Source organism: Pantoea sp. E2023-21 (assembly GCF_051302795.1).
In the GTDB taxonomy this organism is placed as follows: domain Bacteria; phylum Pseudomonadota; class Gammaproteobacteria; order Enterobacterales; family Enterobacteriaceae; genus Pantoea; species Pantoea ludwigii_A.
In genome coordinates this window covers 3,210,859-3,235,273 of record NZ_CP195344.1, presented here as the reverse complement: position 1 = coordinate 3,235,273, position 24,415 = coordinate 3,210,859, and the positions used below count along the sequence as shown (strand labels likewise).

The 24,415-nt window shown below is 53.8% G+C and carries 23 protein-coding genes; 9 read left to right on the top strand and 14 right to left on the bottom strand.

Features of this window, described 5'->3' with window-relative positions; all coding sequences use genetic code 11:
- Positions 1-13: 13 nt before the first annotated feature.
- The 11 genes from atpF to ravA form a co-directional block, all read right to left on the bottom strand.
- Complete coding sequence (atpF, locus tag ACRQ84_RS15230; protein ID WP_007893603.1) at positions 14-484, bottom strand: F0F1 ATP synthase subunit B; 471 nt, start codon at positions 482-484, stop codon at positions 14-16.
- Between the two features lie 107 nt (positions 485-591).
- On the bottom strand, positions 592-831 hold the full coding sequence (gene atpE / locus ACRQ84_RS15225; protein WP_003849523.1) for a F0F1 ATP synthase subunit C: 240 nt from the start codon (positions 829-831) through the stop codon (positions 592-594).
- Positions 832-880: 49 nt separating this feature from the next.
- Entirely contained in the window at positions 881-1,699 is an 819-nt protein-coding gene (gene atpB / locus ACRQ84_RS15220; protein ID WP_007893608.1) for a F0F1 ATP synthase subunit A, read from the bottom strand.
- Positions 1,700-1,707: 8 nt separating this feature from the next.
- Positions 1,708-2,088 carry a F0F1 ATP synthase subunit I gene (gene atpI, locus ACRQ84_RS15215; protein ID WP_064738312.1) on the bottom strand — a complete coding sequence of 127 codons (381 nt, stop codon included), beginning with the start codon at positions 2,086-2,088 and terminating at the stop codon, positions 1,708-1,710.
- Positions 2,089-2,801: 713 nt separating this feature from the next.
- Entirely contained in the window at positions 2,802-3,419 is a 618-nt protein-coding gene (gene rsmG / locus ACRQ84_RS15210; protein ID WP_064738313.1) for a 16S rRNA (guanine(527)-N(7))-methyltransferase RsmG, read from the bottom strand.
- A 47-nt stretch (positions 3,420-3,466) separates the two neighbouring features.
- Positions 3,467-5,356, bottom strand: coding sequence for a tRNA uridine-5-carboxymethylaminomethyl(34) synthesis enzyme MnmG (gene mnmG / locus ACRQ84_RS15205; RefSeq protein ID WP_483816487.1), 1,890 nt, complete (start codon positions 5,354-5,356; stop codon positions 3,467-3,469).
- A 442-nt stretch (positions 5,357-5,798) separates the two neighbouring features.
- Entirely contained in the window at positions 5,799-6,239 is a 441-nt protein-coding gene (gene mioC, locus ACRQ84_RS15200) for an FMN-binding protein MioC (protein WP_064738315.1), read from the bottom strand.
- A 154-nt stretch (positions 6,240-6,393) separates the two neighbouring features.
- On the bottom strand, positions 6,394-6,855 hold the full coding sequence (gene asnC, locus ACRQ84_RS15195; protein ID WP_008106733.1) for a transcriptional regulator AsnC: 462 nt from the start codon (positions 6,853-6,855) through the stop codon (positions 6,394-6,396).
- Between the two features lie 106 nt (positions 6,856-6,961).
- Positions 6,962-9,088 (bottom strand): 5-histidylcysteine sulfoxide synthase, encoded by a 2,127-nt coding sequence (gene ovoA, locus ACRQ84_RS15190; RefSeq protein ID WP_483816486.1) that lies wholly within the window; start codon positions 9,086-9,088, stop codon positions 6,962-6,964.
- 66 nt (positions 9,089-9,154) lie between these two features.
- Positions 9,155-10,615 (bottom strand): ATPase RavA stimulator ViaA, encoded by a 1,461-nt coding sequence (gene viaA, locus ACRQ84_RS15185; RefSeq protein WP_483816485.1) that lies wholly within the window; start codon positions 10,613-10,615, stop codon positions 9,155-9,157.
- A complete protein-coding gene (gene ravA, locus ACRQ84_RS15180) occupies positions 10,612-12,108 on the bottom strand; it encodes an ATPase RavA (protein ID WP_064738340.1) in 1,497 nt (498 codons plus the stop codon). Before ravA ends, viaA begins: the two co-directional genes overlap by 4 nt.
- Positions 12,109-12,405: 297 nt before the next feature.
- On the opposite strand from ravA, the gene kup reads away from it, so the two are divergent.
- Positions 12,406-14,274, top strand: coding sequence for a low affinity potassium transporter Kup (gene kup / locus ACRQ84_RS15175; protein WP_064738318.1), 1,869 nt, complete (start codon positions 12,406-12,408; stop codon positions 14,272-14,274).
- A gap of 15 nt (positions 14,275-14,289) precedes the next feature.
- Here the strand turns inward: kup and qseC are convergent, their stop codons facing one another.
- Positions 14,290-15,621 (bottom strand): quorum sensing histidine kinase QseC, encoded by a 1,332-nt coding sequence (gene qseC / locus ACRQ84_RS15170; RefSeq protein WP_483816484.1) that lies wholly within the window; start codon positions 15,619-15,621, stop codon positions 14,290-14,292.
- Positions 15,618-16,280: a quorum sensing response regulator transcription factor QseB gene (gene qseB, locus ACRQ84_RS15165; RefSeq protein WP_483816483.1), complete on the bottom strand. Its 663-nt coding sequence runs from the start codon at positions 16,278-16,280 to the stop codon at positions 15,618-15,620. Before qseB ends, qseC begins: the two co-directional genes overlap by 4 nt.
- A gap of 180 nt (positions 16,281-16,460) precedes the next feature.
- Here qseB and ACRQ84_RS15160 point away from each other — a divergent pair, with 180 nt between their 5' ends.
- The 7 genes from ACRQ84_RS15160 (at position 16,461) to rbsR (ending at position 22,825) form a co-directional block, all read left to right on the top strand.
- Entirely contained in the window at positions 16,461-16,856 is a 396-nt protein-coding gene (locus ACRQ84_RS15160; protein WP_064738321.1) for a YgiW/YdeI family stress tolerance OB fold protein, read from the top strand.
- A 171-nt stretch (positions 16,857-17,027) separates the two neighbouring features.
- A complete protein-coding gene (gene rbsD, locus ACRQ84_RS15155) occupies positions 17,028-17,447 on the top strand; it encodes a D-ribose pyranase (protein ID WP_008106751.1) in 420 nt (139 codons plus the stop codon).
- Positions 17,448-17,454: 7 nt separating this feature from the next.
- Positions 17,455-18,963 carry a ribose ABC transporter ATP-binding protein RbsA gene (rbsA, locus tag ACRQ84_RS15150; RefSeq protein WP_064738322.1) on the top strand — a complete coding sequence of 503 codons (1,509 nt, stop codon included), beginning with the start codon at positions 17,455-17,457 and terminating at the stop codon, positions 18,961-18,963.
- Complete coding sequence (rbsC, locus tag ACRQ84_RS15145; protein WP_064738323.1) at positions 18,960-19,931, top strand: ribose ABC transporter permease; 972 nt, start codon at positions 18,960-18,962, stop codon at positions 19,929-19,931. The genes rbsA and rbsC overlap by 4 nt, the downstream gene beginning before the upstream one ends.
- 27 nt (positions 19,932-19,958) lie before the next feature.
- Positions 19,959-20,834 carry a ribose ABC transporter substrate-binding protein RbsB gene (gene rbsB, locus ACRQ84_RS15140; RefSeq protein WP_064738324.1) on the top strand — a complete coding sequence of 292 codons (876 nt, stop codon included), beginning with the start codon at positions 19,959-19,961 and terminating at the stop codon, positions 20,832-20,834.
- 64 nt (positions 20,835-20,898) lie between these two features.
- Positions 20,899-21,828, top strand: a complete 930-nt coding sequence (gene rbsK / locus ACRQ84_RS15135; RefSeq protein WP_483816482.1) for a ribokinase — start codon at positions 20,899-20,901, stop codon at positions 21,826-21,828.
- Positions 21,829-21,841: 13 nt separating this feature from the next.
- Positions 21,842-22,825 (top strand): ribose operon transcriptional repressor RbsR, encoded by a 984-nt coding sequence (gene rbsR, locus ACRQ84_RS15130; RefSeq protein ID WP_483817936.1) that lies wholly within the window; start codon positions 21,842-21,844, stop codon positions 22,823-22,825.
- Here the strand turns inward: rbsR and mdtD are convergent.
- Positions 22,822-24,225 (bottom strand): multidrug transporter subunit MdtD, encoded by a 1,404-nt coding sequence (mdtD, locus tag ACRQ84_RS15125; RefSeq protein ID WP_483816481.1) that lies wholly within the window; start codon positions 24,223-24,225, stop codon positions 22,822-22,824. The two genes, rbsR and mdtD, sit on opposite strands and share 4 nt — an antisense overlap.
- Here mdtD and ACRQ84_RS15120 point away from each other — a divergent pair.
- Positions 24,164-24,376 carry a hypothetical protein gene (locus ACRQ84_RS15120; protein WP_483817960.1) on the top strand — a complete coding sequence of 71 codons (213 nt, stop codon included), beginning with the start codon at positions 24,164-24,166 and terminating at the stop codon, positions 24,374-24,376. The two genes, mdtD and ACRQ84_RS15120, sit on opposite strands and share 62 nt — an antisense overlap.
- Positions 24,377-24,415: the final 39 nt, after the last annotated feature.

The window sequence follows — 24,415 nt, the reverse complement described above, 5'->3', positions numbered from 1 at the left end:
AGCCCCTCCCTCCTTACAGTTCAGCGACCAGTTTATCAACGATGTCGCTGTTAGCAGCTTCATCCACGGAACGTTCGATGATTTTCTCGGCGCCAGCTAATGCCAGCAACGCGACTTGCTTACGCAGCTCTTCACGGGCACGCGAACGCTCGGCATCAATTTCTGCCTGCGCCTGTGCCACGATGCGGTTACGTTCAGTCTCAGCTTCAGTTTTCGCTTCGTCCAGAATCTGGGCACGGCGTTTGTTCGCCTGCTCGATAATGACCTGAGCGTCTTCTTTCGCTTTTTTCAGCTGGTCGGTCGCATTGGCCTGCGCGAGATCTAAATCTTTCTTCGCGCGCTCAGCAGAAGCAAGGCCTTCAGCAATTTCTTTCTGGCGCTTTTCGATGGCAGCCATAATCGGCGGCCATACGTACTTCATGCAGAACGCGACAAACAGAATGAACGCGATGGCCTGGCCGAGGATTGTTGCATTAATGTTCACAGCACAATGCCTCTTATTAAGTTAACTTGCTCTGCCGCTATCAGAGATAAACGGCAGAATCCGTCCCTCATCACACCAGGTGCCATGAGTGAACAAGGCTACCAGGTTTAAGCGACAGCAAACATCACGTAGAGACCCAGACCTACAGCGATCATCGGGATTGCATCCACCAGACCCATTACAACAAAGAACTGCGTACGCAGCAGAGGGATCAGATCCGGTTGACGCGCGGCGCCTTCCAGGAATTTACCTCCGAGGATGCCGATACCGATCGCAGCACCGATTGCCGCCAGGCCCATCATCACAGCGGCAGCCATGTACAGCAGATCCATATTCAGGTTTTCCATGACAGTCTCCAGTTTGTTTCAGTTAAAAGCTTAAGTGTTGAGATAAAAATCAATGTTCTTCAGATGCCATCGACAGATAGACGATCGTGAGGACCATGAAAATGAAAGCCTGCAGCGAAATGATCAGGATGTGGAAAATGGCCCAAGGCACATTCAACAACCACTGCGACCACCACGGCAGCAAGCCGGCAATCAGGATAAAGATCAACTCACCCGCATACATGTTACCGAACAGTCGCAGACCCAGTGAAACAGGCTTGGACAGCAGGCTAACACCTTCAAGAATCAGGTTAATGGGGATGAAGATCGGGTGATTAAAAGGCTGCAGCGTCAACTCTTTGGTGAAGCCGCCAATGCCTTTCATTTTGATGCTGTAGAACAGAATCAAAATAAATACGCCCAGCGCCATAGACAGCGTGATGTTCACGTCTGCAGACGGCACGACGCGCAGCGCCGGCAGGCCTAAATAGTGCTCGCCGATAAACGGCAGCAAATCGATAGGCAGCAGATCCATGAAGTTCATCAGGAAGACCCAGACAAAAATCGTCAGAGCCAGCGGGGCGATAAGTTTGCTTTTACCGTGGTACATGTCGCGCACGTTGTTATCAACGAAACCGACAACCAGTTCGATAGCCGCTTGTAATTTCCCTGGAACACCGCTGGTAGCGCTTTTAGCTACTTTGCGGAACAACACCAGGAAAATCAGTCCCAGCACCACAGAGAAAAACATGGAATCGATATTTAATACCCAGAACGTCGCGGGAGCGTCGTGCGGATTCACCAACTCGAAAGTACGCAGGTCCAACTGAAGGTTATTCAGGTGGTGACCTATGTATTCTTGCGGAGTAGAGATTTCTCCAGCAGCCATGATGCCTCTTACCCTTTGTTGTTAATTACAGCCGGAGCGACGATCTGCACCACCAGCACCGATAACCACGTGATTGCGAGTGGCCAGAAGACCGCTCCAAACACACCCAACGCCACCGCAAGGAAAATGACGGTTGTGAACACCTTCAACACTTCACCGAGGGCGAAGCTCCAGGCAACACGTCCTTTCGCAGGCGTTTGATCCTGCAGGCGCCAGGCTAAAAACATAAACAACACGTTCGGCAGCCAGGCTGCCACTCCACCGGCGATGGCGGAGGCGCCCCAGGTGACCTCTTTCAGGGTAAAGAGCGCACCGATGATGACAAAGGTCACCAGCTGAATGATCAGCACGGCCCGGGCTAATTTCACACTGTAAAGAGACACTGACATGACGCTGAACTCTCCTGCCCCGAACGGGGTATGTCGCGTGTCGTATAAGACTGCCTTTACTCATTTGAGTCAAGCAGCAAAAGCCGTGCAAATTATACGGGCGCCACCTGCGATTTCAATCGGTAAGTAGCGAAAAGGTGAACAATTATTTAAATTTCTTTCTGAAGGGCTATTTTTCAAAACATCCACTTCCAACAATGCTTCGCTGAAAGTCTGAAATTGCCCAATCGACTTGCTTTTAAAGCGTGCTTTAGATCACATAATAAACAAGGATTAAGCTAGCGAATTTGTTTCAGACAAGAATTATACGATTTCAAAATTGCTTAAAGCATTTCATTATCAATGAATTAAAATTATCACCTAAGCGCTACACGCTGATTTTCGATAAAAACACTCTATTGACATCATGCTCTGCAATAAAAACGTAAAAGTGATATTACGCACGCCAACTTATTGCAAAGTTATATTTTCCCCAGTGATTATTCGGTTGGGTAAATACACGCTGCGAAGTGATATAAGTGATAATGAAATGTGAATTAATCGTTAAATGTAACAGAGCTTTTCGGATAATTTCCGTCGCGGATGTTAACTCCCTTACCCTGCCCTGCTAAATAAAAGCGTTTGTCTGAAAGTGTTCAATCGCTGCTTTTTCATTCAGCAGAACAACTAAGGCAAACGGTATGAATTGGCGTAATTCCATACCGTTTAAAAGGCTATTGACGAGTAATGATCACCAGATGGCGTTCGCCATCCAGTTCAGGTACCAGCAATGGCTGAATTTTCTCCACCACGAATCCACTCGGTAGCGCTGAAATTTCATCATCCGGTCGCACCCCTTTCAAGGCATAAAAACGCCCTTCACGGCCCGGCAAATGGTGGCACCAGTTCAGCATATCTTCCAGTGAGGCAAATGCTCGGCTGATAACACCATCAAATGGCGGCTCAGAGGGGAACTCTTCAACGCGGCTCTGCACTGGCGTGACGTTAGTAAGTCCTAACTCATGTTGTACCTGACGCAGAAAACGCACGCGCTTGCCGAGGCTATCCAGCAAAGTGAAATGAGATTGCGGGCGCACAATGGCTAACGGAATGCCGGGTAAGCCCGGGCCGGTCCCCACGTCAATAAAGCGTTCGCCCTGCAAATGCGGCTCAACCACTACGCTATCGAGAATATGACGCACCAGCATTTGCTGCGGGTCACGCACTGATGTCAGGTTATAGGCCTTATTCCACTTATGCAGCAACTCAACATAGCCAACCAACTGTTGTTTTTGTTGATCGGTAAGCGAAATGTTCGCCGCTTTCAGCAGCGAGGAGAGTTTGTTGATCACGAAGAGAATTCCATTAACGGGGGCGAGGTGCCTCGCCCCAAAGTCTATCAGGCGCTTTTACGCAGCAGGCCCTGTTTTTTCAGGTAAATCAGCAGAATTGAAATAGCCGCAGGTGTGATACCCGAAATACGTGAAGCCTGGCCAATGGAGGTCGGTTTGTGATCGTTGAGTTTCGCGATCACTTCATTCGACAGCCCATTCACCTGACGATAATCAAGCTCGACAGGCAACAAGGTGTTTTCATTGCGCTGCTGGCGATCAATCTCTTCCTGCTGACGCGCAATATAACCTTCGTATTTTACCTGAATCTCCACTTGCTCAGCGGCTTGCTCATCAGGCAGTGCCGGACCGTAGCTGGCGAGTGAAGTCAGCAATGGATAAGTCATCTCTGGACGACGCAGCAGATCTTCGCCGCTGGCTTCTTTGGTGAGCGGCGCGCTGATAACAGCGTTGACTTCAGCCACGTTGTCCGATTTTGGATGCACCCACAGATCGCGCAGGCGCTGACGTTCTTGCTCAATCGCCTCCAGTTTCTGATTGTAGCGCGCCCAGCGTGCATCATCGACCAGACCCAGTTCGCGGCCGGCTTCGGTCAAACGCAAGTCGGCGTTATCCTCACGCAGCATCAAGCGGTATTCCGCGCGCGATGTAAACATGCGGTACGGCTCTTTGGTACCGAGCGTGCAGAGATCGTCGACCAGCACACCAAGGTAAGCCTGATCGCGACGTGGTGCCCAGCCCTCTTTGTCCGCTGAAGCGCGTGCGGCGTTCAGACCGGCCAGCAAACCTTGCGCTGCCGCTTCTTCGTAGCCGGTAGTGCCATTGATCTGCCCGGCAAAGAACAGGCCGTGGATAAATTTGCTTTCCAGCGTCGGTTTGAGATCGCGTGGATCGAAGAAATCATACTCAATGGCATAACCCGGACGGATGATCTTCGCATTTTCCAGCCCTTTCATCGAACGCACGATCTGCATCTGTACGTCAAACGGCAGGCTGGTGGAGATACCATTCGGGTAGATCTCGTTACTGGTGAGGCCTTCTGGCTCCAGGAAGATCTGGTGTGCATTACGATCGGCAAAGCGCATCACTTTATCTTCGATCGACGGACAATAACGTGGACCAATACCTTCGATGATCCCGGCGTACATTGGGCTACGATCGAGATTATTGCGGATCACATCATGCGTCTGTTCGTTGGTGTAAGTGATCCAGCACGGCACTTGTTGTGGGTGCTGTGAAACCTTGCCCATGAACGAGAACACTGGCATCGGATTATCGCCGTGCTGTGGTGCCAACACCGAAAAATCGATTGAGCGTGCATCGATACGAGGCGGCGTACCGGTTTTCAGACGGTTAACACGCAGCGGCAGCGCACGCAGGCGTTTTGCCAGCGGGATGGATGGCGGATCGCCAGCACGGCCACCGCTGTAGTTATCAAGGCCAATATGAATTTTGCCATCGAGGAACGTCCCGACGGTCAGCACCACCGTTTTGGCGCGGAACTTCAAGCCCATCTGCGTCACCGCACCGACGACACGATCGTTTTCCACAATCAGATCGTCAACCGCCTGCTGGAAGATCATCAGGTTCGGCTGGTTCTCTAACGCAGTGCGTACCGCCTGGCGATACAGTACACGGTCAGCCTGAGCACGCGTGGCACGAACGGCTGGGCCTTTGCTCGCGTTTAGTATCCTAAACTGGATACCCGCCTGGTCAATTGCCGTGGCCATCAAACCGCCTAAGGCATCCACTTCCTTCACCAGATGTCCTTTCCCGATGCCACCGATCGCCGGATTACAGGACATTTGTCCAAGCGTATCAATGTTATGGGTGAGTAACAGGGTTTGCTGACCCATTCGAGCGGCGGCCATCGCGGCCTCTGTGCCCGCATGACCACCACCGATTACGATGACGTCAAAAGGATCTGGATAAAACATGAAGTGGGTCCTCGTTAGTGTTCGGACAGGGATCGTTGCCCTGGGCGGTGGATTCTACTGAAATTATGTCGGCGGCGAAAGTCGCGGGATCCTGAGGTTTTAAATAAAGGATCTTTAATTCTTTTATATGATCTCTCTGTTAGATCTACTATTAGGATCGCCCCAGGTTGTTGATAACCCCGAAAAGAACAGGTTAAACAGTCGATTAGAAAGGATCATTAGCTGTGAATGATCGGTGATCCTGATCCGTATAAGCTGGGATCAAAATGGACACTTATACACAGCTTAAAAAAGAAACAGCGGTTGTTCTTTGGATAACTACTGGTTATACGCAAGAAACAGGCCTAGTTATCCACAGTCGATCGCGTGTTTAACGTGAAAAAACAGCGCAATCAACTGGGGATCATTCTATTTTCCCGATCCCCAGCCACTATAGATCGTTTTAAATCTGAGTTTTCCATGTGGCGACCCACACTTCGGCGGCGTCTTCCGGGATCTCATGCTCCAGCACGTCGATCTCCAGGCGATCGCCAATACGTTTGGCACCCAACTGGTTTAATTGCTCTTCCAGGAGTTTGATCGCGCCACAGAAAAGATCGTATTCGTGATTACCAATGCCTACTGCACCATAACGTAAGCCGGAGAGGTCTGGTTTTGTCTCTTGCAGTGCTTCATATAAAGGAAGCAAATTATCGGGCAGTTCACCGGCGCCGTGCGTGGAGGTTACAATCAGCCAAATGCCTTCCGGTTGCAGCTCATCCAGCTCAGGGCCATGCAACACCTCGGTTGAGAAGCCCGCTTCCTGCAGTTTTTCTTCCAGATGTTCAGCTACATATTCGGCGCTGCCAAGGGTACTTCCACTGATTAACGTAATATCGGCCATGATGCTCTCCCGCACTAAAGGCGAGCATTGTACGCTGTGATCAAGCCGTGATCCACCTGTGGAAAACAGGGTTAATAGTAGAAAGCATCAGGCGGCAAGTCGCGCCATGCGCGCGATCTGCCGGGGATAAGTTTGTGCACAGCTTAGAGGAGGATCATGGCTTAATGGTGCGCATGATCGGGTTTTGCAGTGAGATCAGGGTTTCGGTGGACTGAATTTCGTCGATGGTCTGGATCTTGTTGATCAAAACCTGTTGCAAGGCATCAATTGATCGGCACATCACTTTGATAAAAATACTGTAATGACCGGTGGTGTACCAGGCTTCCACGACTTCATCAAGGGCATCAAGTTTGCTCAATGCCGCCGGATAATCGCGGGCGCTTTTGAGGATAATGCCAATAAAGCAGCACACATCGAAGCCAAGCTGACGGGGATCGATCTCCACGCGTGTCCCCAAAATAATGCCCGCCTGGCGCATTTTCTCCACACGAACATGAATTGTGCCGGGGCTCACGTTGAACTGTTTGGCGAGCTCGGCATAAGCGGTGCGCGCATTCTGCAGCAGCGCATTCAGAATGCCGCGATCCAGGTTATCCAGCTGAAGGTGTTCCGCCATTGTCCATCCTCGTTGAGTTCTTCTTCTATGAATAAAGGAGAATGTGCAGCAAATTAGCGGTGCAGGCAAGGTGCAGACAACAGCCAGGCCGTTGTCTGCACGCTTTTTAACGCTTACGCCAGAAGGTGACTTGCGCCTGGGTATGCTGGAATTTACGCGCCGTCTCGCGGATCACAAACGGTACATCCTGCGGCGGTGCCACTTCGTCAAAGTCCTCACGTAACAGGCGCTGCAGCGCTTGATAGGTCGTCAGTGCTTCGCCATTTTCGCGAATACCGCCCAGCCAGTTCTCTTTCGGCGTGAAATCTTCCAGCCAGGTATAAGGCGATGACAGCACCAGCAAACCGCCGGAGCGGATCATCGGGGTAATATCCTGCAGGAAGCGTTTTGGCTGACGCAGACGATCAATCAGATTTGAGGCTAGCACCAGATCGTAACGATCCGGCTGCGGCTTCAGGTTACAGGCATCGCCCTGGACAAACTGAATGCGCTGCGCTTGCTCAATTTCAAGACCAAACTCTTTCAGCCGCACTTGACGATATTCCACCAGCTCGCCTTCTTCTGGCACCACATAACGGAAATCCTCACCGGAGGTCAGCTGCAGCGCAACATCAATAAAGCGTGCTGAGTAATCCATACCGGTTACCGCGTCGAAGTGACGCGCCAGCTCAAAACTGGCGCGTCCGGTGGCGCAGCCGATGTCCAGTGCCTGACCGCGCACAGCACAGTGCGGCAGCAGTTTTTCCACCAGCGCGGCCGCGTAATTTGGCACGTTGTAGTAGCTCGGCCCGTACTGAAAATCGAGATACTGCGACACCATGCTGTCGGTTTCATAAGGATTGAGCGCCATGCTCTCTTCATGTGAAGAAACCACATAGCGGAAACCGGCGTGCTGGAAGAAATGACGGCGGAAGGCGTAGCGTGCAGATTTCAGCGCTTCGTTACCGGTGGAAATCCAGCTGCCGCCTTTGATCAACGCATGTTTGCCATCAAAGGTCGGCGTGGAGAAATCGTCGTACAGCGGATGCACCTTAAATCCGTCGAAACCGTGGGTTGGCGTGGTCGTCCACTGCCAGACGTTGCCGACGATGTCGTAAAACTCGCCCTGTGCAAAATGGTCAACTGGGTTAGACGAAGCCCAGTACGCCAGATTGATATTGCCCGGTGCATCATGCCAATCTGGCTGATCGCCGCTTACCTGCTCACGCAGCTGCGCCCATTCGGCTTCGCACGGCAGCTGAACAGATTTGCCGGTCTCTTCGGCCAGCCAGCGACAGAACGCCGCGGCTTCCAGTTGATTCACTTCCGCTGGCCAATCCCACGGCATCGCGACTTCTTCAGCCAGCAAACGCAGTTTTAACTGATCGGGCATCTGTTCATCACCGACCCAAAATGTCGGCATCTGCGCACCAGAGAATTCACGCCAACCCCAACCTTCCTCATCCCACCAGCGGCGATCGTTATACCCACCCGCCGCAACAAAGCGATAAAACTCGGCATTGCTGACCAGCATTTTACTGGCCTTAAACGGTTTGAGATCTGTTTGCTGACTGCCGTATTCATTATCCCAACCGTAAGTGTCGTCGGTTTTTCCCTGCTGCACGCGGCCACCGGGCATGGCGATCAGGGAATTGGCTGGCACGGATTGACGATCGTGACGTGCTTGCGGACAAATCGGCCAGTGCGGCTGCGCTTTGACCCATTCGATCGGTAGCTGGCGCATCAACACGCTGGAGGTTTCCAGGTGAATGCGTTCGTGCTCAATCCCCATTAACACCACCCACGCCGGGCTGTCCCAGCCGATCGGCAGTTCCAGTGGCAGGGTGCGAATGAACTCGCTCACCAGGCTTTTCACTTTGCCGCGATAGTCGCGTACTTCTGCGATGGTTGGCCAGTCGTAGTGACTGTCGTTGAGATCGTCCCAGCTCATCTCATCCACGCCGATCGCCATCATCGCTTCGATGTGATCGTCAACGCGTTGCTCAAGATAGCGGCCCGCCATCAGCTTATTAATGTAGAAGGTGGCGGTGTGGCCAAAATAGAAGATCAGGGGATGGCGCAGCGAAATGGCTTTGTTAAACCAGGCGCGATCGTCCGCCAGACAATCAAATAGGCTTTCGTACAGTTCCCAGGTTTGGGTGAAGTACGCCAGCAGCTCGGCTCTTTTTTGTTCGGTATTTTGGCCGGAGAGTCGCAGCGTGCGAGTCGGTGCGGGAAGTTGGGCGGTGGTCACAAGGTGCTCCAGTTGCTTAGTGTGCGAACTTATCACTATAGCAAATAAGCATTTCTGTCAGATGAATTAGCGCTGCCAGCGGCGCAGCAGGCGACTTTTCAGGCCGGTATCGAAGCGCCAGATATGATCGAAGATGCGCAGAATGCCTGGTTTACCATGCAGCGACATCGCCACCGCGTGAAAGCGCTGTTGATATTGGCGCTGGCGCTGCTTAATGGTGCTGATAATGTCGTCTGGCAAACGCTGGGCAATAAAATCCGACACGATCACCGCATCGGCTTCCTGCCACGCGCTGCCTTCCATACGTTTCACCACTGCTGCGAGACAGGCTGCGAGATCGGTGCCGCCGCGAAAACGTTGGCTGAGAAAACGGATCGCCTGCTCAATGCCGTTATCGGCGGTGAGTTCATAGCCGATCACTTCATGGGCGAACAGCATGATGTAACAGCGACGCTTATCCGCCAGCGCCACTTTTAGCAGCGCCAGGCAAAAGGCTTTAGCGCAGCGTTCATTGAAACCGCCCATCGAACCGGACGTATCAACACAGACGATGAACGGGCCGCGTGGTTGCTCTTCATGCTGCTGGTGGCTGACCGGACTCATCGTGACTTTTTCATGCCACGCATCGCCCTGCAAGCGATAGGTCAGCAAGCGTTTCTCAACTAAGCGCCGATAAAACTCCAGCTCTAACTCGCTGATGCTCAATGCCGCCAGTTCAGGTGGCAACAGCCGCAGCACATCATCGCTTTGATGAATGCCGCTGACCTCTTCCGGCACGTTATCCGGTTCGCGCACCAGTTGGTGAAACGCTTCCAGCGGCGCCTCCTGCGACGGCACCGATTTGGCCTCGCGGCTGCGACCCAGCTGCTGCGCCAGTTTCATCAATTCCGGCTGCTGGGCGAGGAAACCGCCGTACTGCACGATCAGTTCGTAATCGCCATGCTGCAGCGGCGCTTTGCTCAAATCCCACAGGCGTCCAGCAGCGGCTTCATCGTCATCGGTGAGAATCGGTGCCAGCTGACCGCTGATCGCCATGCGCTGCTGCAGTTCCGCCATCAAGCGATCGCGCTGCTCTTCCAGAATGCTTTCATTCAGCGTCAACGTTTGCAGCGTCAGGCTGAGACGCCAGCGTTGCAGGAATAGCGTGTGTTGCGCGTTGCTGAGCTCGGCGCTTTCGGCGTTCAGTAACAGTTTGCTGGCTTCTTCGATGAACGGCGACGGCAGGCTTTTCAGCTGCGTCATAATGTTGGGTAGCTGCTGGGTGAAATGTTGCGTACTGAGCAATTGCATCTGCTGAAACAGCTGAAACTCCTGCGCCAGCGCTTCTGGCACCGGCGTGACTTTGATCTGCTCGGCGATCTCCGATCGCCAGCGTGGCAGATCGCGCATCATTGCTTGCTTCAGGCGGGGAAACTTCTCAAAGAACAGCGCCAGTTGCGGCGAAGCGAGCAGCGCGATAATCAACTCTTCGATTAACTCGGTTTCGCCAATCGACAGCAGCGTGCTCAGCGTCTCCAGTGAGATCATTTTCTTGCCTGTTTCAGCTGTTCCGCGACATCCTGCAGGCTGGTTTCAATGCGTGCCAGCCAGTCATCGCTAATAAACAGGCAGCGCTGATGTTGGCTGAACAGCGTGCGCTGTGCGCGCAGTTGCGTCTCGAGCGCGTCATATTCATCCATGATCTCCTGCGGGACCTCGCTGCTGCTGCCGGCGCCGGGCAGCGTCAGGCGTGTGGATTGCAGGCTGACATCGCGCAGTGTCAGGCAGTGATGGGTATCCACCAGCATATCCAGCGTCTGACCAAAGCCAATGCCGTTCAGCTTGCCGCGGATTTCACCGCCCTTCAGCAGCCACTGATCCAGCGCTTCGCGGCCAATCAGAATGTGCGTCACCTGCATATCGTGCAGCATCAGCGGCTGTTGCAGCATTAACGTCAGCTGCTCATCGGTGATGGCTGTGGGTAATTCGTAATGCGGTTTGCGGCTGAACATGCCGCTGTGTTTCTCGAGCGTCAGCGCTTGCGCCACACTTTGCTGCTGTTGCAATGCCAGACGACGACCTTTGATCTGCTGCAGTTTGTGCAGCAGCGCCTGTTGCTGCCACGCATGTTGTGACATCAAGGTATCGATTTCGCGATCCAGTAGCTTCATCGAAGCCACGTCATGCCACAGGCAATCTTTCAGCAGCACCAGGTCGATAGGCGCGATGGTCACGCGCCCGCTGTAAAAGGCGCTGGCCTGCAACAGATGAATGGCTTTCTTCCAGCGACGATCGGAAATGTAGGGCGCGTCCGGCAGTGTTTCTAACTGCTGACGTAGCTGATAGATCAATTCAAACACGTGATCCGGCAAACTGACCTGGCTGATGCCTTTCTGCCACTGCTCATACTCTTCATCGCTGATGCGCAATGATTCCGCCACCGGATTGTCGTTTTCATCCTGCTGGTGGGTCAGCATGCTGCGGAAGTTCTGCTTCTCATGCACATTATCCAGCCACAGGCGAATCAACATGCGGTCATACAGCGCTTCCAGGCCGCTGTCGGCTTCCGGCAGTTCGTTCGAGGCGGTAACCAGCAAACGCATCGGGATTTTTTCTTCACTGTCGCCGTTACGGAAGCGACGTTCGTTGATGGCGGTTAGCAAGGTGTTAAGAATTGCCGGGCCGGCTTTCCAGATTTCGTCGAGGAAGACAATTTCGGCATCCGGCAGATAGCCTTTGGTCAGACGCTGATAACGCCCCTCATCTTTGAGCGCCTGAATCGACAGCGGACCAAATACTTCTTCGGGGGTGGAAAAGCGGGTCATCAGGTATTCAAAAGCGCGGGCATGCTGGAAGGCGTATTTTAATCGGCGAGCAATCAGACTTTTGGCAATGCCCGGCGGCCCGAGTAAAAACACGCTTTCGCCACTCAAGGCAGCCAGCAAACAGAGGCGGATCGCATGATGGCGTTCATACAGCCCTTTTTCCAGAGCGTTGCTCAGGCGAGAAATTCTTTCTGCCAAAAGATGGGGTTGAGCCATAATCACATCATTATCCTTTTGATCCTGGTGCCGTCATATTCTGGCGAGCGCAATACTCTACTGATTATCATGCGCGATTGCGTTGATAGCCGTCAGCTTTTTTGTTTCAGAAGGTTGATGCGAGATAACTCGCCGCTTCCAACGGTTTTTTGGCCCGATTTTCGGCGAAAAACCGCGTCACCGACGCGATGGTGACACTTTGTAAGAGTAGGTTTTTTTGGGAATATGTGCATACTGTGCGCTTTTTGATGGCTTGAGCGGTAGGCAAGTGCCTCCGGCTCCAACAAAAGACAACTTATGAGCTCGGATAAGAAACAGTCCCTTGGGGCAGTCACGCTGGCGGCAATTGGCGTGGTGTATGGCGATATTGGTACCAGCCCGCTCTATACATTGCGTGAATGTCTTTCTGGTCAGTTTGGTTTTGGCGTAGAACGTGAAGCGGTTTTTGGCTTCTTGTCGCTGATCTTCTGGCTACTGATTCTGGTGGTGTCACTTAAGTACATTAGCTACGTGATGCGTGCGGATAACGCCGGTGAAGGCGGGATTTTGACGCTGATGTCGCTGGCCGGACGCCATACGGGGGCTAGAGCCACGGCAATTTTGGTGATCATGGGGTTGATTGGCGGCAGCTTCTTCTATGGTGAAGTGGTGATTACGCCGGCGGTTTCGGTACTTTCTGCGATAGAAGGTTTGGAAATTGCCGCGCCGAGTCTTGATGCCTACATCGTGCCATTGGCGATTGCCGTGCTGACCTTGCTATTTGTTATCCAAAAGCACGGCACAGGCATCGTTGGTAAGCTGTTCGCGCCGGTGATGTTGCTGTGGTTTCTCGTCCTTGCAGTACTGGGCGCGCGCAGCATCATTAGCAACCCGGACGTCTTGCATGCGATGAACCCTTACTGGGCGCTGCATTTCTTTATTGAATACAAAACCGTTTCTTTCTTCGCGCTTGGCGCAGTGGTGCTGGCGATTACCGGCGTCGAAGCGCTATACGCCGACATGGGCCACTTCGGTAAATTCCCGATTCGCCTCGCCTGGTTCATCGTGGTGCTGCCTTCGCTGGTGCTGAACTACTTTGGACAAGGCGCGTTACTGCTTAAACATCCCGAAGCGATTAAAAACCCATTCTTCCTGCTCGCGCCGGATTGGATGCTGATCCCGATGTTGATTCTGGCAACCTTAGCCACGGTGATTGCGTCACAGGCGGTGATTTCCGGCGTGTTCTCATTAACCCGTCAGGCGGTGCGTCTCGGCTATTTGCCGCCGATGCGCATTGTGCACACCTCGGAAGAGGAATCCGGCCAGATCTATATCCCGGTGATTAACTGGCTGCTCTATTTCTCCGTAGTGATTGTGATTGTCGGCTTCGAGCACTCCAGTAATCTGGCAGCGGCTTATGGTATCGCGGTGACAGGAACCATGGTGCTGACCTCCATTCTCTGTTCTACCGTAGCGATTCAAAACTGGCACTGGAACCGCTATCTGGTGGTGCTGATTCTGATCGCCATGTTGTGCATCGACGTGTCGCTGTTCTCTGCCAACCTGATCAAAGTGTTCTCCGGCGGTTGGCTGCCGCTGACGCTGGCGCTGATGATGTTCATCATCATGACCACCTGGAAAAGTGAGCGTTTCCGCCTGCTGCGTCGTATGCACGAGCACGGCAACTCACTGGAAGCGATGATCGCGTCGCTGGAGAAATCGCCGCCGGTGCGCGTGCCGGGAACGGCGGTGTATATGTCGCGTGCGTTGAATGTGATTCCGTTTGCCATGCTACATAACCTTAAGCATAACAAGGTATTGCATGAGCGCGTGGTGCTGCTGACGCTGCGTACCGAAGATGCGCCTTACGTGCACAATGTCCGTCGTGTAACCATTGAACAGTTGTCACCCACCTTCTGGCGCGTAGTGGCGAGCTACGGCTGGCGTGAAACGCCGAACGTTGAGGAGATTTTCCACCGCTGCGGCCTTGAAGGCCTTAACTGCCGCATGATGGAAACCTCATTCTTTATGTCGCATGAATCGCTGATAATCGGCGATCGTCCGTGGTATTTGCGCCTGCGCGGCAAGTTGTTCCTTGCACTGCAACGCAATGCGCTGCGCGCGCCGGATCAGTTTGAAATCCCACCGAACCGTGTCATCGAGCTGGGAACCCAAGTCGAGATTTAACGTTATGCATGCGCGTCACCAACTCAAGGTGACGCGCAATCCTCCGCTGGCTCGCTGGCTGAACAGCAATTGAATGTTGTGCAGCTGCGCAATATTCTTCACAATCGAAAGCCCCAATCCGCTCCCGGTTTGCGCCTGTCCCGGCGGTCGCCAGAAGCGTTCACCCAACCGTGCCAGTTGCTCATCGCTGACGCCAGGCCCGTTATCATCAACGGTTATGGCGCGGGCATTGAGCTGTACGTCAATGGTGCTGCCCGACGGCGAATAGCGTAGCGCGTTATCCAGCAGATTCCGCACCATCAAACCCAGCAACAGCGGATGACCGTTCATCACCGGTTCGGCGTGGCTGGTGAACTGCAAATGCTTTTGCTGTTGTTCCGCCTGCGGGAAGTGCTCCGCCAACAAATTTTGGAGCAGTGGCGCCAGCGCTACCGGTTGAAACTCGCTGCGCAGATCGTCAGCTTCCACACGGGACAGTGTTAAAAGCTGATCTACCAACCGCGTGGCGCGCGCAATGCCGCTATCCAGTTGCTGAATGGCACGTTTGCGCATCGCCTCATCATCATCGGCCAGCTGAATTACTTCACTTTGCACCCGCAGCGCCGCCAATGGGCTGCGCAGTTCATGGGCGGCATCGGAGGTAAAGCGACGTTCGCGCTGCACCAAATGCGCCATACGACTGAACAAGCCATTAAGCGCCACCACCAGCGGCTTCACCTCTTTGGGCAAGCGCGTGTCCGGCAATGGCGTAGCATCATCCGGTGCACGCTGATGCAGTGAAAGCGTGAGGCGTTTCAACGGGCGCAGCTCAAACCACACCAGCAACAGTAGCAACAGCAGCATAAACGGCATGGCGATCAGCCACGGCAGCAGGCTGCTGAGCGCCAGATCGCGCGTCATATCATCGCGGTATTCCCACTCTTGCCCGACCACCACGCGATAACGCTTATCCTCAGAGGTCAGCCACACTAAGCGCCAGCTGTCATTATCGTCACGCAGCTGGCCATCAACAAAGCCATCGCGCTGCTGATCAAACTGCAGATCGCGACCATTTTCACCGTCGTTTAATAGCGGCTGGCCTTCGGCGCTGAAAATGGCAAACGCCAGCGCATCATCATCCTGCTCGCCACGATGATGGCGCAGGATCGCTTTAGTTTTGGGCAGCGTAACGTCCTGCAACGCGGTTGGATCAAGGGTGATTAGGCGTTTAGCAAACAGCATTTGCTGGGTATCAAACAGCTCGTTCACCGTATCGCGGGTTTGATGCCAGGCGCTGAGACCAGCAAGTCCGCCGCACAACATAATCAACAGCACAAAGCCGATGGCGAGGCGCAGAAACAGACTCATTCCTCCGCTCCCAGCGTATAACCAACGCCGTGTACGGTACGGATAAACTGGCTGCCGAGTTTCTTGCGTAGATGATGAATGTGCACTTCTACCGCATTGCTAGAGACATCTTCATCCCAGCTGTAGAGCTTCTCTTCCAGCTGGCTGCGCGTGAGCACGCGGCCTGGATTGCGCAGAAACAGTTCCAGTAGCGCCAGTTCGCGGCTCTTCAGGCTGACGGCTTCGCCATCGCACATTACGCTGTGGCTGTTGGGTGCCATCACTACTTTGCCGTGTTTGAGTTCTGGCTGCAGCTGCCCATGACGACGACGGATCAGCGCCTGCAAGCGCGCCGCGACTTCTGTTAACGCAAATGGCTTGCACAGGTAATCGTCGGCACCAAGTTGCAATCCCTGCACGCGTTGATCGAGCGCATCACGTGCAGTGAGAATTAGCACCGGCACGTCTTGTCCTTGCTGACGCCACTGACGCAGGATATCCAGACCATCGCGTTCCGGCAGCGACAGATCCAGTACCACCGCATCCCAGGGCGCGGCCGTTAGCGCCTGAAATCCGGCTTCGCCGGAGACAAACCAATCCACGCTGAAGCCAAGCTTGGTCAGCCCAACTTTCAAACCGTCGCCAATCAAGGTGTCATCTTCGATCAGTAAAATGCGCATCAGTTCTCCTTGTGTTGAGCCGTGTTATACGAAGCACAATCCCTGTTGTACAGGGAAAATAGCCGCAAATAGACTATTTTTCATGAATGTACGTAAAAGCCATTCTCTTAAGATCCTGTTAAGAACCTTATGGTGAAATAGCTTCCGTAAACCGACACATTCATGGAAAAGAGGTGAAATATGAAAAAGTCCGCAGCTCTGTTAGCGATTGTCGCCCTGGCCGCCACGCCGGTTCTTGCTGCTCAGCAAGGCGGTTTTGTTGATCCGAATGCGCCAACTGCACAGGTTAAATCCGGTGGTTTCAAAGCCGATAACACCAGCGTTGTCACGGTGAAACAGGCCGAAGAGATGAAAGACGATAGCTGGATCACCGTGCGCGGTACGCTTGAGAAGCAAATCGGTGATGAGGATTATCAGTTTCGTGATGCTACCGGCACCATGAAGGTCGAAATCGATCATAAACGCTGGAACGGATTGACCGTCTCGCCGAAGGATCAGGTAGAACTGACCGGCGAACTGGATAAAGATTTCAACTCCATCGAACTGGACGTGAAACAGGTACGTAAACTGCCATAATCCTTCCCCGGAGCCGCCTGAGCGGCTCCAAAACCCTTCCAAACTCAAATTCTCTCTGGCACAAGCGAAACGTTTCGATGGCGATCACATTTCCGTGATGCCGTGATTGAGTTGCCGTGCGCATTTTATACACTCCCGATCAGCGAAACGTTTCGCTGTGGAGTGGAAGAAATGAAAAAAGGTCGCTTGTTAAACGCTGAAGTCTCTCATGTGATTGCTCGCCTGGGGCACACCGATACGCTGACGATTGCTGATGCAGGCTTGCCAATTCCGGCTGGTCCACAGCGCATCGATCTGGCGTTAACGCCGGGTACGCCCGAATTTTTACAGGTGGTTGAGGTTGTCACGCAGGAGATGCAGGTTGAAAGCGCCCTGATGGCGGAGGAGATTAAGCAGCACAATCCGCAGCTCCATAGCGCACTGCTCGCCGTGCTCGAAGCCTTGCAACAGCACCAGGGGAATGTCATCACCATCCGTTACACCAGCCATGAACAATTCAAACAACAAACGCAGCGTAGTCAGGCGGTCATTCGCAGCGGAGAGTGTTCTCCGTATGCGAATGTCATCCTGAGCGCCGGCGTGACCTTCTGAGGCCGCTATGCAACCGTTATTGCAACTCAAAGGGATTGTAAAGTCGTTTCCGGGCGTGAAGGCGCTGAATGGCGCATCGCTCGCCGTCTATCCGGGACGCGTCATGGCGCTGGTGGGCGAAAACGGTGCGGGCAAATCCACCATGATGAAAGTGCTGACCGGCATTTACAGCATGGATGCCGGCTCCATGCAGTGGCTCGGTAAGGATGTCGCTTTCTCCGGCCCGAAAGCGTCGCAGGAAGCGGGCATTGGCATTATCCATCAGGAACTGAACCTGATCCCGCAACTGACCGTCGCCGAGAATATTTTCCTTGGCCGTGAATTTGTTAACCGTTTTGGCCGCATCGAATGGAAAAAGATGTATGCCGCGGCGGATGCGCTGTTAAAGCGCCTTAATCTGCGCTTCAACAGCCACAAGCTGGTGGGCGATTTGTCGATTGGCGATCAGCAGATGGTCGAGATCGCCAAAGTGCTCAGTTTCGAATCGAAAGTCATCATTATGGATGAACCGACTGATGCGTTAACCGATACCGAAACGCTGTCGCTGTTCCGCGTGATCAATGAACTGAAAGCGCAGGGCTGCGGCATTGTCTATATCTCGCACCGCATGAAAGAGATCTTCGAGATTTGCGATGACGTCACCGTGTTCCGCGATGGGCAGTTTATTGCCGAGCGCGCAGTGTGCGATCTCATCGAAGAGAGCCTGATCGAGATGATGGTAGGCCGCAAACTGGAAGATCAATATCCGCGTATCGATCAACAACCGGGTGAGATCCGTTTAAGAGTCGAAAACCTCAGCGGTCCGGGCGTGGATGACGTCAGCTTTACGCTGCGCAAAGGCGAAATCCTTGGCGTATCCGGTCTGATGGGCGCAGGACGTACCGAACTGATGAAAGTGCTGTACGGCGCTCTGCCACGCAGCAAAGGCAAAGTGACCCTGAACGGCCGTGAGATCGTGACCCGCTCTCCGCAGGATGGCCTCGCCAACGGCATCGTATATATCTCGGAAGATCGCAAACGCGATGGTTTGGTGCTCGGTATGTCGGTGAAAGAGAACATGTCGCTGACCGCGCTGCGCTATTTCAGCACCGGCGCGGGCAACCTGAGACACAGTGACGAACAGCTGGCGGTGGGCGATTTTATTCGCCTGTTCAACGTTAAAACTCCGTCGATGGAGCAGCCGATTGGCCTGCTGTCGGGGGGGAATCAGCAGAAAGTGGCGATTGCGCGTGGCCTGATGACGCGTCCTGATGTGCTGATTCTTGATGAGCCGACACGCGGCGTCGATGTCGGGGCAAAAAAAGAGATTTATCAGTTAATTAACCAGTTTAAAGCCGAAGGGCTGAGCATCATTTTGGTGTCATCGGAAATGCCTGAAGTGCTGGGCATGAGCGACCGCATCATGGTGATGCATGAAGGCCATCTGAGTGGCGAATTTTCCCGTGAGCAAGCTACCCAGGAATCCCTGATGGCGGCGGCAGTCGGTAAGCAACACAGCGAGGAGTTAGTTGTATGAGCACCCAAACCTTACCCGCCAGCCGTCGCTGGTTCAGCAAAGCCTGGCTGCTGGAGCAGAAATCACTGATTGCATTGATCGTGCTGATCGCCGTGGTTGCCAGCCAGAGCCCGAACTTCTTTACGCTGGCCAACATGTTCAACATTCTGCAGCAGACGTCGGTCAACGCCATTATGGCGGTGGGGATGACGCTGGTGATTTTGACTTCGGGCATTGATCTGTCGGTAGGATCGCTGCTGGCGCTGACCGGTGCGGTGGCGGCATCGATCGTTGGATTAGAAGTGAATGCGCTGGTGGCCGTAGCGGCTTCGCTGGCGCTGGGAGCAGCGATTGGCGGTATTACCGGCGTGATTGTGGCGCGCGGCAAGGTGCAGGCTTTCATCGCCACGCTGGTGATGATGTTGCTGCTGCGCGGCGTCACCATGGTGTACACCAACGGCAGCCCCATCAACACCGGTTTCAACGATAACGCCGATCTGTTTGGTTGGTTCGGTATTGGTCGCCCGTTGGGTATCCCCACGCCGGTGTGGCTAATGGTCGCGGTGTTCGGCCTGGCATGGTACATGCTGCATCACACGCGCCTCGGTCGTTACATCTATGCGCTGGGTGGCAACGAAGCCGCCACGCGTTTGTCGGGCATCAACGTTAATCGCGTCAAAATTATCGTTTATTCGCTGTGCGGCATGTTGGCGGCATTGGCCGGAACCATCGAAGTGGCGCGTCTCTCTTCCGCACAACCGACAGCGGGCACCGGTTATGAACTGGATGCGATTGCTGCGGTGGTGCTGGGCGGTACCAGCCTGGCGGGTGGCAAAGGCCGCATCATGGGCACGCTGATTGGTGCGTTGATCCTCGGTTTCCTCAACAACGGCCTGAATCTGATGGGCGTATCGTCTTACTACCAAATGATTGTTAAAGCCGTCGTCATTCTGCTAGCAGTGCTGGTGGATAACAAAAGCAGTAAATAACTCTGACCTTCACACAGGATTTAAAAAATGAAAAAGTTAACTGCATTGGCCGTCATTCTTGGCGCCACCCTCAGTGCTGGCGCTATGGCTAAGGACACCATTGCTCTGGTGGTTTCAACGCTGAATAATCCGTTCTTTGTGTCACTGAAAGATGGCGCACAGAAAGAAGCTGACCAATTAGGTTATAACCTCGTGGTGCTGGATTCGCAGAACAACCCGGCGAAAGAGCTGGCGAACGTGCAAGATCTGACGGTGCGCGGCACCAAGCTGCTGCTGATCAACCCAACCGATTCTGATGCAGTAGGTAATGCCGTGAAGATGGCGAACCAGGCAAACATTCCGGTGATTACACTCGACCGCGTGGCAGCACAAGGCACGGTGGTGAGCCACGTTGCTTCTGACAACCGCTTCGGCGGCAAAATGGCCGGTGACTTCATCGCCAAAAAACTGGGCGAAGGCGCGAAAATTATTGAACTGCAGGGCATTGCGGGCACTTCTGCGGCGCGCGAGCGCGGTGAAGGCTTCAAACAAGCGGCTGACGCACATAAGTTCAATATCCTGGCGAGCCAGCCGGCTGACTTTGACCGTACTAAAGGTCTGAACGTGATGCAGAACCTGCTGCAGGGACATCCTGATGTACAGGCGGTATTTGCTCAGAACGACGAAATGGCGCTGGGCGCGCTGCGTGCGCTGCAAACAGCCGGTAAAACCGACGTGCTGGTGGTGGGTTTTGACGGCACCGCTGACGGTGTGAAAGCCGTCGAATCGGGTAAACTGACCGCCACTGTAGCTCAGATGCCTGACAAGATTGGCGTGATTGGCGTGCAGACTGCCGATAAAGTATTGAAAGGCGAGAAGGTAAAGGCGGTTAATCCGGTTGACCTGAAGCTGGTGACCAAATAATAAGTAAAGAAAAGCAGGGCAACGCGCCACCGTCCTGGTGGCGCATCTTTCTGGATGAATCCCAATGACCACAAGCGCAAAACTGGCCGTTCTCGGCAGCATCAATGCCGATCACATCCTTAACCTCGCCCACTTTCCGCGTCCGGGCGAAACGGTGATCGGGAAACAGTACCAAATTGCCTTTGGCGGCAAAGGGGCCAATCAGGCGGTCGCTGCGGGTCGTGCCGGTGCAGACATTGCCTTTATTGCTTGCGTGGGCGCCGATGACATTGGCGAGCGTATTCGTCAGCAGTTGCAGCAAGATCGCATTGATACCGCCCCCGTTGAAACCGTCGCAGATGAATCGACCGGCGTAGCGATGATCTTCGTGAATAGCGAAGGCGAAAATAATATCGGTATCTATTCTGGTGCCAATGCAGCGCTGACGCCCGCGCGCGTCGAGCATCATCAGCAGGTGATTGCCAATGCCGATGCATTATTGATGCAACTGGAATCACCGCTGGAAAGTGTGCTGGCAGCCGCGAAGATTGCCCGCAAGCAGCAAACGCAAGTCATCCTGAATCCTGCGCCGGCTACCGCGCTTTCTGACGAGCTGCTTGCGCTTATCGATATCATCACGCCAAATGAAACTGAAGCAGAAATTCTCACCGGTATCGCGGTAAAGAGTGATGAAGATGCAGCTCGCGCAGCGCAGGCATTGCATGCCAAAGGTATTGATACCGTGTTAATCACACTAGGCCGTCGCGGCGTGTGGCTAAGTGAGCAAGGCAACGGCGTGCGTATTCCGGGCTTCAGCGTGCAGGCCATTGATACCATCGCGGCGGGCGATACTTTCAATGGTGCGTTTATTACTGCGCGTCTGGAAGGTATGGCAATGCACGATGCCGTTCGTTTCGCCCATGCGGCTGCCGCGATTGCGGTGACGCGTGCGGGCGCGCAGCCCTCAGTGCCGTGGCGCACTGAGATCGACGCCTTCCTGCAACAACAGGGTTAAGCGCTTGGCTACCATGAAAGACGTCGCCCGCCTGGCGGGCGTCTCAACGTCCACCGTTTCGCACGTCATCAATAATAATCGCTTTGTGAGCGAGCAGGTGCGCGAAAAGGTGGATCAGGCGATTCGCGAGCTGAACTATGCGCCGTCCGCGTTGGCGCGCAGCCTGAAAATTAAGCAAACGCGCACCATCGGCATGCTGCTCACCGCCAGCAGTAACCCATTCTATTCCGAAGTGGTGCGCGGGGTAGAAAACAGCTGCTACGAACGTGGCTACAGCTTGATTCTGTGCAACACCGAAGGCGATGAGGAACGTATGAATCGCAGCCTCGAAACGCTGATGCAAAAACGCGTCGATGGTTTGCTGATGATGTGCACTGAAACCCATCTGCCGTCGGCGGAAATCCTCAATCGCTATCCGTCCGTGCCGATGGTGATGATGGACTGGGCGCCATTTGAAGGGCGCGGCGACATTATTCAGGACAACGCGCTGCTCGGTGGCGAGCTGGCAACCCAGCATCTGATCGATCGCGGCTATACGCGCATTGCCTGTATTGCGGGTCCGCAGGATAAAACCCCGGCGCGTTTGCGTCTGGAGGGGTTCCATAAAGCGATGGCCAACAGCGGATTGTTGGTACCGCCAGGTTATGTCGTCGATGGCGATTTCGAGTTTCAGGGCGGTTTCAACGCCATGAATCAATTGCTGACGCTGGATACGCTACCCGAAGCGGTATTTACCAGCAATGATGCGATGGCGGTTGGCGTCTATCACGCTCTGTTTCAGGCCGGATTGCGTGTGCCGCAGGATATTGCAGTGATGGGTTATGACAACATAGAACTGGCGCGTTATCTGACGCCGCCACTTAGCACCATCCATCAACCGAAAGATGAGTTAGGCGAACTGGCGATTGATACCTTGATTCATCGTATGAGCGATCCCGACGCCAGTCAGCAAACGCTGGTGCTGACGCCGGAACTGGTTGAGCGCGGTTCGGTTTAAGCTGCTTTCTTCTTTTTCTCGCGGTTGGCGATCAAATTACGGCCGTCGCCCGGACGTAACATCATAAAGGTAAAGGCAGACAACACGGTGACGACGCCCATCGTCAGGAAAGTCGCGTGGAATTGCGCGACGGTTGTGGCCTCGACATCCTGATAGAAGCGCAGCACCGCGGCGCTCACCGCGACACCAAAGCTGATCGAAAGCTGCTGCGTTACTGCCAGCACACTGTTCCCGCCGCTGGCGTTCTCATCATTTAAATCCGCTAGTGTGATGGTGTTCATCGCGGTGAACTGCGTCGACATCGCCATTCCCAGAATCAACAGTGCTGCCAGCAGCATGACTACGCTGCCTCCCGGCGATTGCAGTGAGAAGGTGGCGATCAACATGCCAATGATGATGGTGATAGCAACCAGCGTATGGCGATAACCGAAGCGACGTAATACTTGTGTCACCGTGGATTTGGCCAGCAGCGCGCCAATCGCCGTAGGTCCCATCATGCAACCGGCGATAAGCGCGGGATAACCAAAGCCCACCTGTAACATCAGCGGCATCAGGAACGGAATACAGCCGGTTCCCAGACGCGAAGCAATATTGCCAATGATGCCGACCGAGAAGGTCCGGGTTTTAAACATTGGCAGATTGATTAGCGGTGCCGGATGACGACGCGCGTGCACTATATAGAGAAGAAGTAATGCAATGCCGCTAAACAGTACCAACAGCGCTTGCCACGGCAACACTACGCGCTCGCCAAACAGTTCGATGCCGACCGATATCAGCACCAGACCCAAGCCAAACAGCAGGAAGCCTAAAAAGTCGAAGCGGCGTTTTGGGGTAGTGAAGTCCGGCATATATTTGCGTGCGTAGAAGATGCCTGCGATACCAATAGGAATGTTGATCAGGAATATCCAGTGCCAGCTGGCGTAGGTCACTAACAAACCGCCGAGCATCGGGCCCAGAATCGGTCCCACTAAACCCGGCATGGTAACGAAGTTCAACACGGGTAGCAGTTCACTACGTGGATAAGCGCGCAATAACGCCAGACGCGCGACGGGCATCATCATCGCTCCGCCAACACCTTGCACCACGCGAGAGACCACCAACATGCTTAATGAACCGGACAAGGCACAGGCCAGCGAACCCAGTGTAAATAGCGATACTGCAAGAATGAAGATTTTGCGGGTGCCATAGCGATCCGCCAACCAGCCACTCACCGGGATTAGCATCGCCACCGTTAGCGTGTAACTGATGACGGCAGATTGCATGGCTAAAGGAGAACGTTCAAGGCTGGTGGCGATAGCAGGAAGCGCAGTATTCAGGATGGTGGCATCAAGTGCTTGCATGAAAAACGCCATGGCGGCGATCCAGGGCAAGCCGGCCATACTGCGCGCGGAGCGAATCATTGAAAGTCCTTCTCGAATAATTGTCAGCCTACAACAAAGAAATTACGTTTGGCTAAACAGAATAGCATTGGTTTTTAAGGTAATGGCGCTGATTTATGCCGATGAAGCGGCGATTTTGACTGATTCTTCGCCAGGAAATGTCCGTTTTTAACGCGTTCGTTTAAAAAAGAGGCGCTCAGTCATTTTTTTG